The sequence below is a fragment of the Syntrophales bacterium genome, assembly GCA_026417625.1.
Lineage (GTDB): Bacteria > Desulfobacterota > Syntrophia > Syntrophales > UBA8958 > JAOACW01.
Window position 1 is genome coordinate 290927 of the sequence record JAOACW010000001.1, and the last position, 17171, is coordinate 308097.

13 protein-coding genes are annotated in these 17171 nt (G+C 44.3%); 4 read left to right on the forward strand and 9 right to left on the reverse strand.

Going from position 1 to position 17171, the window contains the following annotated elements; all coding sequences use genetic code 11:
- Positions 1-121 precede the first annotated feature (121 nt).
- Positions 122-988, forward strand: a complete 867-nt coding sequence (locus tag N2317_01490) for an MBL fold metallo-hydrolase (protein ID MCX7816169.1) — start codon at positions 122-124, stop codon at positions 986-988.
- 45 nt (positions 989-1033) lie between these two features.
- Complete coding sequence (gene feoB / locus N2317_01495; GenBank protein ID MCX7816170.1) at positions 1034-3340, forward strand: ferrous iron transport protein B; 2307 nt, start codon at positions 1034-1036, stop codon at positions 3338-3340.
- A gap of 5 nt (positions 3341-3345) precedes the next feature.
- Here the strand turns inward: feoB and N2317_01500 are convergent, their stop codons facing one another.
- Genes N2317_01500 through fmt form a run of 5 tightly spaced genes read right to left on the reverse strand, consistent with a single transcriptional unit; the run spans position 3346 to position 8717 of the window.
- Positions 3346-5427 (reverse strand): molybdopterin-dependent oxidoreductase, encoded by a 2082-nt coding sequence (locus tag N2317_01500; GenBank protein MCX7816171.1) that lies wholly within the window; start codon positions 5425-5427, stop codon positions 3346-3348.
- Between the two features lie 26 nt (positions 5428-5453).
- Positions 5454-5978: a DUF2939 domain-containing protein gene (locus N2317_01505; GenBank protein MCX7816172.1), complete on the reverse strand. Its 525-nt coding sequence runs from the start codon at positions 5976-5978 to the stop codon at positions 5454-5456.
- Between the two features lie 10 nt (positions 5979-5988).
- Positions 5989-6417: a cell envelope biogenesis protein OmpA gene (locus N2317_01510; GenBank protein MCX7816173.1), complete on the reverse strand. Its 429-nt coding sequence runs from the start codon at positions 6415-6417 to the stop codon at positions 5989-5991.
- Positions 6414-7763, reverse strand: coding sequence for a 16S rRNA (cytosine(967)-C(5))-methyltransferase RsmB (gene rsmB / locus N2317_01515; GenBank protein MCX7816174.1), 1350 nt, complete (start codon positions 7761-7763; stop codon positions 6414-6416). Before rsmB ends, N2317_01510 begins: the two co-directional genes overlap by 4 nt.
- Before the next feature lie 12 nt (positions 7764-7775).
- Entirely contained in the window at positions 7776-8717 is a 942-nt protein-coding gene (gene fmt, locus N2317_01520; GenBank protein ID MCX7816175.1) for a methionyl-tRNA formyltransferase, read from the reverse strand.
- A gap of 148 nt (positions 8718-8865) precedes the next feature.
- Between fmt and N2317_01525 the strand changes: the two genes are divergently transcribed.
- Both N2317_01525 and N2317_01530 read left to right on the forward strand, forming a co-directional pair.
- On the forward strand, positions 8866-8994 hold the full coding sequence (locus N2317_01525; GenBank protein MCX7816176.1) for a hypothetical protein: 129 nt from the start codon (positions 8866-8868) through the stop codon (positions 8992-8994).
- A gap of 649 nt (positions 8995-9643) precedes the next feature.
- Entirely contained in the window at positions 9644-10843 is a 1200-nt protein-coding gene (locus N2317_01530) for an acyl-CoA dehydrogenase family protein (GenBank protein ID MCX7816177.1), read from the forward strand.
- A 58-nt stretch (positions 10844-10901) separates the two neighbouring features.
- On the opposite strand, the gene mnmA is transcribed toward N2317_01530, so the two are convergent.
- The 4 genes from mnmA to N2317_01550 all read right to left on the reverse strand — a co-directional run bounded on the left by mnmA (position 10902) and on the right by N2317_01550 (position 16912).
- A complete protein-coding gene (gene mnmA / locus N2317_01535; GenBank protein ID MCX7816178.1) occupies positions 10902-11963 on the reverse strand; it encodes a tRNA 2-thiouridine(34) synthase MnmA in 1062 nt (353 codons plus the stop codon).
- An 18-nt stretch (positions 11964-11981) separates the two neighbouring features.
- Positions 11982-12581: a SagB/ThcOx family dehydrogenase gene (locus tag N2317_01540; protein MCX7816179.1), complete on the reverse strand. Its 600-nt coding sequence runs from the start codon at positions 12579-12581 to the stop codon at positions 11982-11984.
- A gap of 84 nt (positions 12582-12665) precedes the next feature.
- Positions 12666-16019 carry a response regulator gene (locus N2317_01545; GenBank protein MCX7816180.1) on the reverse strand — a complete coding sequence of 1118 codons (3354 nt, stop codon included), beginning with the start codon at positions 16017-16019 and terminating at the stop codon, positions 12666-12668.
- A 2-nt stretch (positions 16020-16021) separates the two neighbouring features.
- Entirely contained in the window at positions 16022-16912 is an 891-nt protein-coding gene (locus tag N2317_01550; GenBank protein ID MCX7816181.1) for a transporter substrate-binding domain-containing protein, read from the reverse strand.
- Between the last annotated feature and the right edge of the window lie 259 nt (positions 16913-17171).

Sequence of the window (17171 nt, forward strand, 5' to 3'; positions counted from 1 at the left end):
ACCAGTCTCTTATGCGAACGTAAAGCACTTATATATATAGATGATGCGGAAAATTTTAGAAAAAAGATGGGTTTCCTGCAGAGATGGATTATTTTCTTGACAGCGGGGGGACATTCCTATAATGCTTTGCATAACCGAAAAGGAAGGTAGATGGATGATCATAAGGTGCTGGGGTGCACGGGGGTCGATACCTGTTTCTGGTAGGGAATATTTGAAATACGGAGGAGACACGACCTGTATTGAAGTAAGAACTCGTGATGGTGATATTATAATTATCGACGCTGGTTCTGGGATTCGAAGGTTGGGTAATGCCCTCCTCAAGGAGGGGAAATATGAGTATACGATTTTTTTCACGCATGGACACTGGGATCATCTCCTAGGTTTCCCCTTTTTCAAACCCATATACAGGTCTGATGTGAAGATAGGGATGTATGGGTGTTACTCCGCTCAACTAACACTTAAGGAGATTGTGTCGCGCGTGATGACGCCTCCTCATTTTCCTGTGGATTACGAAGACATCCATTGCACTATCACTTACCATGAGTCGTGTAATGGAAATTATGAAATAAAGTCTTTGAAAATAGCATCTATACCAATCAGCCATCCCAACCAGGGATTGGGTTACCGTTTCGAAGAAGATGGAAAGGTTTTTGTTTTTTTAACGGATAATGAGCTTTCCTACATTCATCCTGGTGGGCTCTCCTTCTCCCACTATGTTGAATTTTGCAAAGGTGCCGATTTTCTTATACACGATGCAGAGTTTACAGAGTGGGATTATAAAAAAACGTGGGGCCATTCCACTTTTAAAGAAGCGATCAGTCTGTCCATTGAAGCCGGTGTAAAAATGCTGGGGTTCTTTCACCACAATCAGGAACGAACGGACGATGGTATTGATAATATTGTTGCGGAGAGTGAACAACTTGTAAAGTCGCGAGGCGTTTCCCTCCAATGTGTTGCGATTCAGCAGGGATTTGAGATTGACTTGTAAGTAATTATCGAGTCTCATTTTTATCCTAGGGGCATATAGAAAAAAATGAGTGAGCATTCTGGGAGAATGGATAACCCATTTTCAGGGAAAGAAACTGTTCTGCCCCTTTTTGCGTTAAAGGAAAACGAAGAGGCTATTGTGCGGGAATTGAAAGGGGGACATGGTGTCCTTTCGCGGTTTGCAAGTTTAGGGATCGCAGTAAACAGTCGTCTCAGAGTGGTTCGCATTTCCAGGGGACCTGTAGTTATTCAAATAGGGGGAACAAGGATAGCTTTGGGTCATGGTGAGGCGGCGAAGATTTTTGTTTCCCCCATAGAAACGCCTGCGTGTGAGTCACTTTCAGATAAGGAACAGAGTAAAAAGCGGTATCTTGTAGCACTGGCGGGGCAACCCAACGTTGGCAAATCGACAGTTTTCAACATATTGACTGGTTTAACCCAGCATGTTGGTAACTGGCCCGGAAAAACAGTAGAGAAAAAAGAGGGGATCTATATCTGTGGAAATGTGGAATTAAAGATAGTAGATTTACCGGGAACTTACAGTTTAACGGCTTTCACAGAGGAGGAGAGATTAGCAAGAGGCTTTATACTTAAGGAATCTCCCGATGTGGTTGTTCTTATGGCAAATGCCGCTGCACTGGAGAGGAGTTTGTACCTCCTCTCAGAGCTGTTTCTCCTCGATGTACCAGTTATTCTTGGTGTGAACATGATCGATGTCGCTGAAGCTCAGGGTATTAGGGTTAATGTTTCTGCGCTCGAGCACGCATTGGGTATACCAGTAGTAGGTATGACGGCAACGAAGAATAGGGGAATACAAGAGCTTGTGGATAGAATACTTATGCTTGTTGAGGGGCATGAAGATTATCGACCCCACATACCAAAGGTAGCAGAGGACCATGAAAAGGTTTTTGAGGAAGTGGTTAATGTGTTATCGGAGGACCTTTTGACCGGTGATTTTGGATCTTCTCATCCACCGATTAGATGGTTGGCCACGAAGCTTATGGAAGGAGACCGAGAGATCGGAGAAGAAGTCGCAAGAAGACTTTCTCCCGAAGCTTTGAACAGACTCAATCGGCTGTTTATGGAGCATGAAGATGCCTTACACGCTGTGGTGAGGGGACGGTATGATTGGATAGAAACAATAGCCAGATCAGCCATTTCCCGTTTCAGAATAGGAGAGGTAGTATTCACTGATCGTTTGGATCATTTTTTAACAAGGCCTGTTTTTGGTATTCCTATACTTTTTCTTGTCTTTGCCAGCGTATTATACATCACATACAGTATCGGGGGGGCTGTTCAAGAGCGTCTTTTAGGTGCTTTTGCTGACCTCGGACAAACTGTGGGAGTGTACCTGTCATCCATGCCGGTTTGGGTTCGCAGTTTGATTGACGATGGGGTACTTAAAGGTGTAGGAGCGGTTGTTTCTCTGCTTCCCATTCTTATCATTTTCTTTGCTGTAATGGCGGTGCTGGAAGATGTGGGTTACATGGCGAGGGTTGCCTTTGTAATGGACCGCTTTATGCATGTGATGGGACTACACGGTAAAAGCATTATGCCTATGTGTTTGGGTTTAGCTTGCAATGTCCCTGCAGTGCTTGGTAGCCGCATTGTTGAATCTGAGAGAGAGAAACTTATTACCATATTCCTTACACCCTTTGTTCCCTGTTCTGCTCGTTTAGCAGTTCTAATGGCGATAGTTTACGCTATTTTCCCGCAGCACCCTGTGTTAGTTGCTGGATGTATAATAATGGTAAACGGTTTTCTTCTAGTTGTTACGGGCATGGCAATCAGAATTCTTTTTTCAAAAGAGGAGGTGGTGCCTTTTATTATGGAATTGCCCCTTTACCATCGTCCCAATCTGAGAACCATTGGGATCAATATTTGGGTGAATACCTGGTCTTTCATTAAACGAGCAGGGACAATAATTCTTTCCGTTTCGGTCATTGTCTGGTTTTTTTCGTATATGCCGAGTGGGAAAATAGAAAGCAGTTTTTTGGCTCAATTGGGATACATTTTTGATCCTGTGGCACGCGTTGTTGGTTTGGACTGGCGGGCTTTGACAGCGCTTCTCACGGGGATTGTAGCTAAGGAGAATGCCCTGGCAACTCTTGCTATACTTTACAAAGTTGATACCGAAGATTTGACCGGGATTTTACCTGCTTTAATGAGCCCCCCATCAGCCCTCGCCTTTCTCGTTATGTTGATGCTTTTCGTGCCATGTGTGGCCACGATGGCAGCACTGAAGAACGAAATGGCAAATAACCGGTGGTTCATCGCTTCCCTTGTATATTCGCTTATCGCTGCATTGGCAGGTGGTGTGATTGCCTACCATGTAGGAATGTATTTCTTTTGATAAAACTACATACTTTTCTTGATCTTACATGGTAGTGCTCTGATGTTAGGTGTCCCGTATTCTCGTCCCAATTTTTCCACGGAAGTGAGCATGTTCAGGTTTGATTTTTCCCAACCGTATAGTGAGGCCGAGCTCTCTTCTGGAAACCACCACCCATGTTCGGCGCAGATGACCCGAGGGTGTAGATCTGGGTTTAAGTGGGCCTTTTGTATTATTCGACCGTATCGAGTTTCTATGACAGTTTCGTCCCCCTCTTCAATGTTTAAGGAAGCTGCTGTTTGAGGATGAATCTCTACTTGGGGGTGAGGAGCAAGTCGTCTGAGTTTCTCCACCCATCGGTAAGATGAGTGAAGGTATATACGGTTTTTTGCACTTGTGAGTATTAGGGGATATTCTTCGTCCTCCGCTTCGGGAATGGTATCGAAAGAAGGTAAGGGTGGCAGACCTAACTTGTCCGCAGTTGACAGTTTAAGTTCCACTTTCTTTGTGGGCGTTTTAAATCCATCTCTTTCGTACCCTCGAAATCTGTCCGGTCCTTTTAAGTACCCCTTTTCCGCAAATTGGGCATAGGAAAGTCCGCTTGGTGCGAGCAGTGCTTCGAGGAAATCGTGCCAGTCTTCTGGCCAGAGTTCGGGGGGTGATACACGCTTTCCCAGTTCTGTTATGATTTTCATGTCTGGCCAGCATTCGTCTGGGGGGTCAACAATCTTCGGCCTAGCAAGAATGTAACCGTGCCCGAGACCATAGTGGCCAATATCATCGAATTCGAAATGACTGGCTGCGGGGAGCACCACGTCGGCAAGAGCAGTGGTAGGTGTCATAAACATATCGGAGATGGCGAAGAAGTCCAGTGATATTAACGTCTCGTAAGTTAATCTGCTGTTTGCCCACGAAAGCATTGGGTTGCAACAAATGGCGAAAAAACCTCGAACGGGATAGGGAATTCCATTTAGTACGGCACGACGGAAATACGCGGGTGGAATGGTCATAAAGCGGGGAATAACCCGGTAGTGCGCACTTATCATCTCTGTTCTTTTGTTTGGTATCAGATCTGCTCTTACGAATTCCGAGAGCCTCATTATCTTAGGATCATGAGCTTCTACATTACCTCCGGGAACGTCGAGGTTTCCTGTGATTGCCATGAGACATATCAGGGCTCTTACTGTCTGAAACGCATGAATATTGTGTTCAATAGGGTTTCCCCACTGAATTGCTGCCGGCTTTGCTTTTGCGTAATAGTGGGCAGCAGTTCTTATTTCTTCTGCGGAGAGCCAAGTTATAGATGCAACTTTTTCTGGAGTATAGTCCTTCACATGCTGGGCGAGCTCGGAAAACCCCACTGTCCATTCTTTCACAAACGAGCTATCGTAAAGTTCTTCTTCAATGATGACGTTAATCATAGAGAGGGCTAACGCAACGTCTGTTCCAGGACGTATTCTCAACCACATCCTGGCCTTTTGACATAAATCAATTTTCCTGGGATCTACGACAATTAACTCTGTACCTTTTTTGAGCTGCTCGCGGAGAAGACTATTTATTTCGCCTTCTTCATTTGTGGCGGTTATATTGCTTCCCCAGAGAATTATGAGGGCACTTTCGTTATGAAGGTCCACCACCGGGTAAAACCCACATGAGTGCACCCCCGTTATCTCCCGAGGGGCGTGACAAACGTCTTGAGAGGCAACAACGTTTGGTGAACCGAATACATTGGCAAGGCGGATCTGGAGGAAATGATCCAGTCCCTTGGGCATGCCGACTCCAAAGGCCACTGCCCGTGCCCCGTAGGTGTCTCGCAATCGGTTTAGATTTTCTGCAATGAAGTTGAGAGCTTCCTCCCAGGAAATCCGAACCCATTGACCTGATCCTCTTTCACCCACCCTCTTCAATGGATAGCGCAGACGTTCAGGATGGTAAAGGCGCTCTGCGGATAGGGCTCCTTTCGGACATATGAAACCTCGATTGAGGAAACCCTCGGGATCTCCCTTTATTTTGAGGATACGATTACCCTGTACACCTACTAGGAGTCCACATCCCCCGTGATCCATGCGCGCGCAATGTGTTTTTTTCCATTTTATAGTGCTCTCCATTTCCGCCTCCTTTTTCATGTTGGGAATTACATATGGATGATACGGATTTTCGTCCATCGCCATGAGTATCCATGTCGTTCCAGGGTGAATCGTAATGTATCTCTATCCCCCTCTTTAATGGATATGATGAATTCCGATGGTGAGACGTAAGAGCATCGGGCCTGTTTTAAGAAAGACCAGAATAAGTCCCCTGTTTCTGCTTCGGTTATTTTGAACTGTCCTTTTGTGTATAAAATCATGCCCTCTGGTGTGACCAGTTGATCAACCATTTTATCCAACAGCTGAGAATTCACAATTTCCCGAAGTTTTTCCAAAAGTTCAGGATTCATCTCCGTGCCTCGATAATTCATAACCGTTTCTTTTAGCTGAGATTTCACACTTGCCCGCAGGGCGGGAAAATCAACTAGTTCCAATATACGTTCCCTATCTTGTTCTTTGAAGGCTTTAATAATGTTGAAAATCGCTATGTAGGGGAGCGCGTAGAGCACGGAGAAGACGACTAAGCCAAAAATAACGATTGCAATTATAGAGTTCCGTTTGGACAAATGCATTTTATCCTCCTTATTCCCATCCAATGGGTTCATAACCTCTTTCCCTTAGACATCTTTCTACAAACCTTTTAAAAATCGGTGATGGCTGAGTGGCTTTTATCACACCTCGTACAAGGCCACTTGCAGCTCCAGCGGCACCTCCTATACTTATTCCTCTTCCTATGTTTCCAGTTACAGCTCCTACGGCTCCTCCTACGACAGCACCGCTGCCTCCTCCAATTACGGTTGATTTGGCTGCATCTTCTACTCGATGGGATTTTAGGTAGGCGTCTGCCAGCGCTTCACATTCTTCTACGTCTTTTTGGGCTTGTTCTGTCCCTACCCGTTTGAGATGCTCGTTAGGATATAAAATCGGTCCCTGAGTTGCACAAGAAACCAGAAGCAGCGTAACTGTTGATGCAAGAAAAAGGTATTTTATGTATTTCTTCTTTTTTTTCATTTTCTTATCATTACCGCTCCGAAGAAACCATCCATGCCCTGAATGTGTGGGGAAGTGCGGAAAAAACCGCTTCTATCTAAAAGGTCATAGTGGATTCCTTCTGGCATTGTTAGTGAAAAATTGGACTGATTTGCCAGAAAGCCTTCAACAATCGTTTCGTTCTCCTCTTTTAAGAGGCTGCATGTAACGTAAACGAGTCTCCCCCCCCGTCGGACGTAGCGTGCCGCTTGTTGGATCAATTGTCTCTGAAGTTCGCGGCATCTTATTACATCTTCGATTGACAGCCGCCATTTGATTTCGGGAGCTCGCCTTAAGGTTCCCGTCCCTGTGCAAGGGGCGTCCACGAGGACACGGTCGAACGATTGGTCATAATGAGTACAAATTTCATAACGAGCATCAGCAACTATCATTTTGGTGTTTTTTACTCCCAGTTTTTTCATTTGACTTTCAAATATGATGGATTTTTTTTTGTTTATATCCACTGCTATAATTTCCCCCGTATTGTTCATGATAGCCGCCATATGAGCTGATTTACCACCTTTCCCTGCACACAGATCAAGCACTCGGGAACCTTTTTGAGGAGAGGCAAGGTACGAAACCAGCTGAGATGCTTCATCCTGGATTTGTAAATAACCATTTTCAAGGAGAGCGGTTTCCCTTATTTGTTTATTGTGTTCCAAGATCAGTAAACCATCTGGGGAGTATTTTGTTCGTTCAGCAATGATACCCTCGTTCCTTAGTTCTTCTATAGCCTTTTCTCTTGTTATTTTCAAACTATTTACCCGAACCACAATAGGGGGAACTTTAATGTTTGCCATACAGAGTTCTCTTGTCTGGTCAACACCCCACTGTGCGATCCATTCTTCCACGAGCCATTGGGGATGGGCATACTTAATGGCGATGTACTGTGGTAAATTTTCACTATCTTTTGGTTTGGGACAGGTTGCAAATTTCTGAAAGCATGCCCGCAGAACGGCGTTTGTTAATTTAGTGTACTTATTATCCATTTTTTTGGCGATATTCACCGCTTCACTCACGATAGCGTAAGGGGGGATTTTCTCTAGAAAATACCTCTGGTAGATTGCGGTGCGGAGAATATTACGGCTAGCAACACTCAAGGAAGAGACACTCTGTTCCAGAAAGTGGTTGAGAATCCAATCCAGGTATCCCTGTAAGCGGAGGGTGCCATAGACGATCTCGGTCAAAAGCCGCCGATCTCTGGGGTCGTTTAGGAGTTTCGCAGATAGGTAACGGTCAATGAGTACCTCGGCAAATGCTTTTTTTTGTTCTACCTGGGAAAGAATACGAACTGCAAGATATCTGGGTGATCTGGAGATGTTGGTCATCTGTACTTGTCTCTATCCCAGTTTTGTACTTATCGAGCCCCTGTGCCCTCGTAGGAATGAAGGTGTGTCCATCCTTTTTTTTCCCTCAAGCTGTAGTTCCAGCACCTCAACCCATCCATCGGCGGAGGCAACCATGAGAGAGTTACCTTCCCCAACACGGATTGTTCCTGGAGGCGCTGGCGGGAATTCCTTTCCTTGGCGGGCGCGGAAGATCTTTAAGATTTTCCCATCAAGGAAAGTGAAGGCTCCCGGTGTGGATGACAACCCCCGGATAAAATTTATTATGTCTTTCGTTTTTTGGTTCCAGTTTATGAGAGTGTCGTTTTTCTTAATCATTGGTGCGTAGGTAGCAGCTGAATGATCCTGTGGTGATTTTGTTGTTTTGCCTTCTTGCAGTAAATCGATGGCCTTAACTAGAAGGTTGGCCCCTAAAAGGGCCAGACGATTGTGAAGTTCATCGTAAATCTCATCAGGTAATACGGCTGTGGTTTCCTGTAAAATGATGTTCCCCGTATCGATCCCTTCGTCCATTTCCATAATGGTCACCCCGGTAACTTCTTCACCTCTGATTAGTGTCCAGTTTATAGGGGCAGGACCCCGGTATTTTGGAAGGAGGGAAGGATGTACATTAATGCAACCAAGAGGAGGTAAATGTAATACTTCCGGTGGGAGTATTTGGCCGAAGGCGACCACTACAATGAGGTCGGGGTTAATTTTTTGGAGCTGTTCCAGAAAAGAAGGGTCCTTCACTTTTTCCGGCTGATACACTGGGAGACCATATTCCATAGCTTTTATCTTTACAGGCGATGGTTGAACCTGCCTTCCTCGGCCTCGAGGACGATCCGGTTGTGTAATGACAGCTTCGATTCTGTGGCCTTCACTGATCAATTTCTCTAAAGACGGAACGGCGAATTCCGGTGTTCCCATGAACGTGATTTTTGCTTTTGAGGTCATGGGTAAACTCCTTTCATGGAATGAAATTTTTATATATGCTTGGCTTTGTAAAGGCAAGCTGGATGTTTGATGTTTGTTGACTTTCCCCATCTATAGATTGTAGAATTTATTAGATATCGTCTATCTCTGAAATTAGTGGGAGGTTGGAATGTCGAAGCACAAAAAAATCGAGAGAAGAAAAGAGCTTGACAGGCGGAGAAGACGAAGGAGGAAACGTCTAAAGGAAAGAATGAAAGAGATGCGAGCAAAATTAGCTCAGGAAAAAAAGGCCAAATAGCTAAACGTTTAACGCCGTTTAATAGATGGATCCCCCATACCCACCTTTATAGAAGTGACCATACAGTGCTCTACTAAAATTGAGCCATCGAAGGTTTAGTATGACAAAGGCTGAGGAAGTAATTGGCATAAGGGAACACTTGAGGGCCTTCTATAGCAAGCGGCGCCTTTTTTGCTGATATTATCCTTGAAGATACCTATGACGAGACCCTCATGTGGTATGAGGGAGAGTTTCTTGTATAGTCCTTTGTAGAAGATCGGTGTTTGTTACCACAAGCCTCAACTTTTTTATTGCTAGCATTCTCAATTTAGATCCTGTAGTGGGACAAATACTTCCCGATTTTGCCTAGAGTCCCAAAATGAGTGGAACGATGATTGTTAAGGGTGAGCTGAATTTAGGTCAGGTGTTGTTTTTAAATACTTTAAGGCGATACTTGTCCAAAAAGCCTTGACAGTGACTTATTGAATATTATATAGACGTCCTGCATTTTGAGAATTCAAGACCCTGCATAAATGGACCATCGTAAGAAATGTGTGTGATTAACCAATGCGGGAGTTTCCCTTCCAAGACAAAGGGTGGTCGATTGTTTTATCCAAGGGTGCCGCAGCAGGTTAGATAGATAAAAAATTTGGAGGAGGAGGTATTAGTTATGGCATTAGACTTTACATTCACCGAAGAACAACGCATGCTTGAGGAGCAGGTATACAGGTGGGCAACTACCTGGCTTGAGCCACAGATGGAGCATCTTTATGAAGTTGACGAAATGCCACCGGATCTTTTTAAGGAACTGGGAAAACTGGGGGTCAATGGTATTGCTTTTGAGGAGAAATACGGCGGTGCTGGCTTAGGTTATGTGGAAACACTTCTCGTGTATGAAACAATAGCAAGGGTGAGCAATGCTCTTTCCATGACTGTTGGCGCCAGTCAAACGCTTTGTTTTGACAACGTTCGCCGTAACGCAACAGAGAAACAGAAAGAGTACATCCTCCCCAAGGCCTGCTCCGGTGAGTGGATTGGATGTCTGGGTATTACAGAGCCCAATGCCGGTTCTGATGCTATGAGCATGCAGACCAGAGCGGAGAAAAAGGGTGATCGTTACATTATCAACGGGAGCAAGATATTTATTACAAATGGTCCTGTAGCTGATTTCATGTTGTTCTACGCCAAAACAGATCCTGCTGCTGGTCCTAAGGGTATATCTGCTTTTATCTTTGAGACAGAGGAGTATAGGAAAAACGGTCAGTTCAAAGTGGAAAAAATCAAAAAGTGGGGTATGAGGACATCTCCAACGGGTTTAATAACGTTCGAGGACATGGAGTTACCTGAGGAAAATCTCATAGGCGGTTTGAACAAAGGTGTAGCAGTGCTCACAAGTGGTCTTTGCACCGAGAGAATAACACTATCAGGTTGTTCACTGGGAAGCCAAAGGGCGTGTCTGGAACTTTCACTTAAATACGCAAAGGAAAGGGTACAGTTCGGTAAGCCCATTGCTTCCTTCCAGGCGATTCAGGAGAAGTTGGCCAACATGTACTGTGGATACAAGGCTTCCAAATGGATGGCATACAGTGCGGCGGCTTACTGTGATTCCCTGGAGGATAAACGGGGTGGTAAGGGAACAGACCTAGATCGTTTGGCAGCTGCTGCATTGCTGTTTGCGGGAGAGATGGGAACAAAAATCGCTCTGGATGCTGTTCAGATCTTTGGCGGTTACGGTTACACCACAGAATATCCTGTTTCCAGACACTATCTGGATCAGAAGCTCTGGGAAATTGGTGCTGGTACTTCAGAAATTAGAAGGATGATCATCGCCCGTGAGCTGCTGCGGGATGATTTCCGGAGTGGTGTCTGATATATAAATTTAGAGTTTGATGAAAAAGCCGCAGCTGGAAAATCCCTGGCTGCGGCTTTTATTTTAGGTTTTCCCGGATAATACCCCCACCGACTACGGTGTCGTCGTCGTAGAGTACAACCGATTGTCCTGGGGTGATGGCTTCTTGGGGTGAGTCAAAGTACACCAGAATTTCATTGTCTTTCCAGATTATGTCGCACAAGGCGCCTTTGTGTTGGTAGCGTATTTTTGCGATTGCCCGTCGGGGAGGATTATCTACAAGAAGATTGATGTTTTCTGCAATGAGGCCTTTTCCTAGGAGTTCTTCTTTAGTACCAACTATTACGCGGTTCAGTGAATAATCCAGGGCCAAAACATAAAGAGGTACTCTTCCACAAATGCCCAGGCCTTTCCTTTGACCAACAGTATAAAAGGGTAAACCGTGATGCCGTCCCAACAATCTTCCTTGCATGTCAGTTATATCGCCTGGCGTAAATTGATTATCCCCGTATTGCTCAAGAAGATTTTCTCTTCCGCAGAAGTGGAGAAAACATGCATCCTGGCTTTCTCTTTCAAGTGTAACTTTTAGCTGCAGATTGTTTGCTATTTTGAGGACCTCCTCTTTTGTGTAGGAGTCAAGGGGGAAAAGTATTTGGGGAAGAACTTCTCTATTTATGCTGTACAAAAAATACGTTTGGTTTTTTCTCTCGTCCCGCGGTTTCTTAAGAAAGAAACGACCACCTACGCGGTCCAATTTTGCGTAGTGGCCTGTGGCGAGATATGACCCACCCTTTTCTTTTATCTCTTTGAGGAGGGCTCCAAATTTTATATGGCGATTGCATAGGACGCAGGGATTTGGTGTACGACCTTTTATATATTCCCTAACAAAAGGCTTTAAGACGTATTCTTCAAATTGGGATGAAAGATCAACTGTGAAGTGTGGTATTTCCAACTCCTCGCAGATACGGCTTGTTTTTTCAATGGTCTCAGATTCTGCGAGAAACCAGTTTTCATTCCTACTTCTGGATGGGCAAAGCCGCATTGTTACACCAAAAACGTTGTAACCCTTTTCCTTCAGGAGGAGTGCAGCCACAGTAGAATCCAAACCACCACTTATGGCTACTGCAACTTTCTCACCCATATTTTTTCTTTTCTGATTTTACTTTTTTTCACCCACCGGTAGGAGATAGAGAGGTATCTCTTCACGTTCGAGTTTGAGTACTCGGTGAACTTCGTCATCGTAAAAGGCACCTACAGGAACAGAGGCGAGGTTTAGGGCCACAGCTTGAAGATGGAAGTTTTGAGCGGCATGTCCTACCTCAATCATCACGTATCTTTCTCCCCTTTTGCCGTATTTTCTCGTCACACGTTCGAATACGGCCGCTATCACAAAGACTGAGGGAGCCGATGCTATGCAGTCCTGACCTAGAGCAGCTCGGCTCAGAGACACACGAACATCACCTTCCACTTTTAATTCCAATCTATGTTTGTGCGGGATGTACTTGTATACCCCGTCTGGCAGAACGACGTATACCTCTAGAGGATAAAGGGCCCCTGCAGAAGGGGTAGTTCTCCCACCCCATTTTCTCGTGATACCCTGAAGGGCAAAGCAAAGTTGAGAGAGCTCTTCTTTTGTTAACGAGCGTTGCGTGAACGCCCGCACAGACTCTCGCTTCACAATGGTTTCTTCTATAGACATCTTTCCTGTTTTTGTCGGTGTCGGCAAGTCGATTACCTTACCTATCTTTGAGTTTACCATCCTTACCTCCCCTTCAAATAGCAAAAGTAGGAAGATTAAAAAAGTTAATAACCCTATCTGTTTTATTCTGCAATGCATTGATTATTATTTACCAAATGCGTTTTTTATTTCTAAGGCAAGTTTTTTCATCGTGTAAGGTTTTTTCAGGAAACTTACAGCTCCTATTTTCAAAGCTTCTTTTACACGATCTGTTTCAGAAAAACCACTAACAAGAATGACTTTTTGATCGGGTTTCAGACGTTTAATCCTTTTGAAGGTTTCCAATCCGTCAATGCCAGGAGACATAATCATGTCTAGTAGAACGAGATCAACGTCGTTCTCTTTGACGAATTTCTCTGCCTCCTCGCCACTGGATACAACGGACACATTGTACCCAAGATGAGTCAGCAGATGTTGGGCCAGAGTCCGTTGCTCTCTTATATCATCAACGACCAGTATTGTTTCTCCATGGCCCTTTATATCCTCTATGTTGGGTTCCTTTTCTATTTCTATTTCTTCCATCGTTACCGGGAAGTAGAGGTGAAAGGTTGTTCCTTTCCCTTCTTCACTTATTACATCGATAAACCCCTGATGATCTTTCACAACCCCCCAAACCACCGTAAGTCCGAGCCCTGTACCGCTTCTACCCATCACTTTCTTTGTGTAAAAAGGTTCGAATATGTGTTCAATGTCTTCAGGAGAGATTCCCGGACCATCGTCTGATACGGAAAGTCTGACGTAATTTCCTTCTTTTAATTCTTCAAATCCCTCGATGGTAGTATCGAGATAGCAATTTTCCGTTTTTATTACGATTTTCCCTTCTCCTTTTATGGCCTCTGCCGCATTGGAAACCAGGTTCATAACCACATTTGTGAGATGGGCTGGAGATCCTTTTATGTTGAGGAGGTCACTTTCGAGGTCGGTGTAGATACTAACGTGGGGGTGGTATGTTTTCAACTTTTCACATATGGTTGAATTTAAATAGTCGAGAACGATGTTGTTTAGGTTGACCACCTCCTGGGTGATTACTCCTCTCCGAGCGAGGGTGAGGAGGTCCTGGATGATGGCAGCACTCCTCATGCTGGAATTCAGAATCCCGTCCACAAATCTCCGCAGGGGGTGTGTTCCATCAATTTTCTGGGCCAACAGTTCTGCGTAACCCACCACTACCCCTATGGTATTGTTAAGATCGTGGGCGACCCCACCCGCGAGTATACCTATAAGTTCCATCTTCTCTGCGCGGCGGAGTTTTTCTTCCAACCTTTTACGATCCGTTATGTCTCTTATGCACTCTATGGCCCCAACGATTTCCCCCTTCCTGTTTCTAAGCACTGTGGCTTTTGCAGAGAGGAAACGTGCCCCTCCCGGGAGAGTAGGTGTATATGCTTCTCCAAATACTACATCACCTGTTGTTTCGAAGGTTGTGTACTTTGTTTCCATATCTTCTAATTTGGAAAGGGCTATGTCTATTAAAATGGGCCTCCTATATCCATAGAAGGGCAGTGCGTATTCGTAGTTGTCCTTGCCGAGCATTTTTTCCGCCGGCACACCTGTCATTTCCTCAATTGCTCTGTTCCAGAATATAACCCTACCTTTCTCGTTTATGGCGAAGGTGGCATCAGGCAGAAAGTTCAGGATCTCGAATAGTTGTCGTTCAGATTCATTTCGGGCTTCTTCGTTTCTTTTGTGTTCGAGAATATTCCACACCATATCGGCGAGGTATGTTACGAGATCCTCATCTAGAGTCGTGTAATTTCCTGGTTTGTTTCCAAATGCTATGGCTGCCATTATTTTCCCTTCTCGCATAACGGGCACTGCGATGAATCTTGTCAATTCGGGAAGCTTATCAGAAGGTGTGATATTCGGAGTGTAATGCTCAAGATTGTTGTAAATACAGGGTTTTTTTGCCAAGATACACTCGGATAAAGGATACTTCAGAATGAGAGGGAGTACTCTTTCCTCAATAAGAGACATGTGTTTGTCTTCTGCATTTTCTCTGAGGAAAATTTGAGTTTGAATTCTACCATCTTCAACACGGGCGAAAAACCCAATGGGGCTTTCAACTAGTAAACTCGTCTCTTCTAAGGCCTGTTTTATGATTTCCTGGGTGCTGTGGATCATAGCCGACTCGTAGAGTTGGAAATGGATTTTAAACATCTCTTCTCGCAAACATCGTTCCGTAACATCTGTAAAAAAACACAATACAGCTGGTTTATTTTCCCAGAGGATGTTTGTCATCGTAATCTGGACACGTTTACTGGAACCATTTCCCACAAAGATTTTTACAACAAGAGGCGAAGATACGCCTTGCATAAGACATTCTTTTTGTTGGTACTGGAATAGTTCATAGTCTTCGGTGTTCAGAAAATCCCGTAATGATATTTTTTCCAAATTATCTTCATGAATTCCCAATAGCTGAATGGACCTTCTATTGGCAAAAACTATCGATTCGTTTTGGATTACTAGAATACCCTCCTGGGCATTTTCGACCACCAGACGGTGTTTTTTCTCACTTTCCATAAGGGCTTTTTCCATCTGTAGACGATGACTAATGAGGAGTATCATGCCCAGAAAGATAGAAAATGCTATGCCTCCAATAATGAGCAATAAGTCCCGGGGATGAACTTTGTCACTGGGGATTTCCATGGGCATTGAAGAGCATATATAAAGATTGCTATAGCCTACTGGTAATACCAATGATAGCCACGCTTTGCCATCGTAATTACAGGTGAAAAAACTTGAAGTAGATTTTATTTTTACAGGATCAATTTCACAGGGTGGAGGTGACTTGTCGGATTGCCATATGATATGCATTGACGAACCATTGTAGCTGATTAGGTAGTTTTTCTCTTCCGTTGAGCCTGTCTGTGCCACTATGTGTCGCAGTGTTGCAGGGTTAAGCCAGGCGAGAAGTTGACCGACGTATACGTTTTTGTAGTATACAGCCTGTGATGCGATTATGTCCCTGTTATCTTTTAACGTGACCAAAGTGGCTCTCTGAAATTGAGGCATGAGCAGTGACTTCCACTGGTATGGTCTTTTGTAGGGCCCCACATCCGCGATGACATTTCCATTTCTGTCAATTAGAGCGATCCGTAAATATATGTCCAATCCCTCGGTGTGTTTCCTGTAAATGAGATTCTCTAGATATTGTTTCACGAAGTGTAAACTGTAACCCAATCCGAATTTCATGCTCATACCTAGGGATTTGCTTTCGAAGAAAACACCAAGCTCGTTGCTTTGGGAGATATTTATGAGGTCTTCTCTTATATCTTTAAGATAGAAGTTAAGGAAGTTGGCCCTTGAGAGTCTTTCTGCTTTTATTCTATCGATGTGAGCTTCCCGAAGATCTGAGGCGTAGTGGTATAGAAGAAATAGGAGAGTACAGACAAATAAAAAGATCACTGTGGCAGCAAGAAGAGGGACAAAGTTTTGGAGTTTCCAGCCACGGGGAATCATTTCTAGAGATCACCTTTTCTGGTTTTTTTGAAGAACTCTGGGTCGAAATTTCGGGCATGGGGGTAGTACTTTTTTACGATCCTATGATATCGACCGTCGTTCATTAATTTTGCGAGAAAACGATCAAACTCTTCTTTGAGTTGAGGAGCGTCCTTAGAAAAGGCAGCTGCCATGTACTGTTTGTCACTTACGGGACCTATTATCTTTAAAAGGCCCGGCCATCTCTGAAGAGCCACAAGCGCATCGGGAAGATCAAGTAAGGCCACTTCGGCTTTGCCCTCTAGTACAGCGGGGGCAATGTCATTGATAGAACCTGGGAAATCTACAAGTTTCCCTGCAATAATCTCAAGGCCGTAGAGGTGAGGATCTAGACACGTTCCGAATTTTCCCATAATTGTTTTCCCCGTGATAGTCTTTCTTGTGGCCTCAATGTCCCTGTCCACGTTTCCATGGGAGATAATGGGTTTCATTGGGGAATCCTTTCGTGTAACTGCCCATACCTGATTGGGGAAGAGTGGTTTGGAAAAACTTACTATTTTCTCGCGCCATGGTAGCACTGTGATACCCGATGCGGCAACATCGCCCTTTATGGGTACCTTTTCAATGAATTCCACTTCATCTTTTCCTTTGGGTTTTACCTTAAAACCGGTAAGATCCCCGAACACCTCGTGCCAGTCCGTTTTTACAAACTCGTAGCGAACACCGAGATGGTTGGCGAACAATCTCATTATATCTACATCCATGCCTTCTCCTGTGCCTGTCACGAATTTGGCATAGGGTATGCCTAAATGACGCAACACGCCTCGTTCGCGGACCTCTTTGAGATCTGCAAGTGATGGATCTGACATTGATATGAGGAATATTATGGAGTAAATAAAAATTAAACGACGCATAGTTATCCTCGTTTTGATTTTACCAGAATAAGCGCAAAAAATATACCAAATCGGGGACTGCGGAAGTTAATTTTTTATCAGTTGACATGCTCAAAGGGAAGAAAGTAAATGTCTCTATAGTCATGAAGAAGGAAGTTATTTTTTTGTTTGGTGTTGGTTTGTTTTTTTCCACGGCTCTTTGTAGCTATGCTCGGGAAGAGACGGTGCGTCTAGTCTTTCGCAAGCATGGTTCATATAAAGGTCATACTTATGTGTACAC

Coding starts and splice junctions, on each gene's coding strand:
- N2317_01490 (MCX7816169.1), top strand. CDS start 122: ATGCTTTGCATAACCGAAAAGGAAGGTAGATGGATGATCATAAGGTGC.
- feoB (MCX7816170.1), top strand. CDS start 1,034: ATGAGTGAGCATTCTGGGAGAATGGATAACCCATTTTCAGGGAAAGAA.
- N2317_01500 (MCX7816171.1), bottom strand. CDS start 5,427: ATGGAGAGCACTATAAAATGGAAAAAAACACATTGCGCGCGCATGGAT.
- N2317_01505 (MCX7816172.1), bottom strand. CDS start 5,978: ATGCATTTGTCCAAACGGAACTCTATAATTGCAATCGTTATTTTTGGC.
- N2317_01510 (MCX7816173.1), bottom strand. CDS start 6,417: ATGAAAAAAAAGAAGAAATACATAAAATACCTTTTTCTTGCATCAACA.
- rsmB (MCX7816174.1), bottom strand. CDS start 7,763: ATGACCAACATCTCCAGATCACCCAGATATCTTGCAGTTCGTATTCTT.
- fmt (MCX7816175.1), bottom strand. CDS start 8,717: ATGACCTCAAAAGCAAAAATCACGTTCATGGGAACACCGGAATTCGCC.
- N2317_01525 (MCX7816176.1), top strand. CDS start 8,866: ATGTCGAAGCACAAAAAAATCGAGAGAAGAAAAGAGCTTGACAGGCGG.
- N2317_01530 (MCX7816177.1), top strand. CDS start 9,644: ATGGCATTAGACTTTACATTCACCGAAGAACAACGCATGCTTGAGGAG.
- mnmA (MCX7816178.1), bottom strand. CDS start 11,963: ATGGGTGAGAAAGTTGCAGTAGCCATAAGTGGTGGTTTGGATTCTACT.
- N2317_01540 (MCX7816179.1), bottom strand. CDS start 12,581: ATGGTAAACTCAAAGATAGGTAAGGTAATCGACTTGCCGACACCGACA.
- N2317_01545 (MCX7816180.1), bottom strand. CDS start 16,019: ATGATTCCCCGTGGCTGGAAACTCCAAAACTTTGTCCCTCTTCTTGCT.
- N2317_01550 (MCX7816181.1), bottom strand. CDS start 16,912: ATGCGTCGTTTAATTTTTATTTACTCCATAATATTCCTCATATCAATG.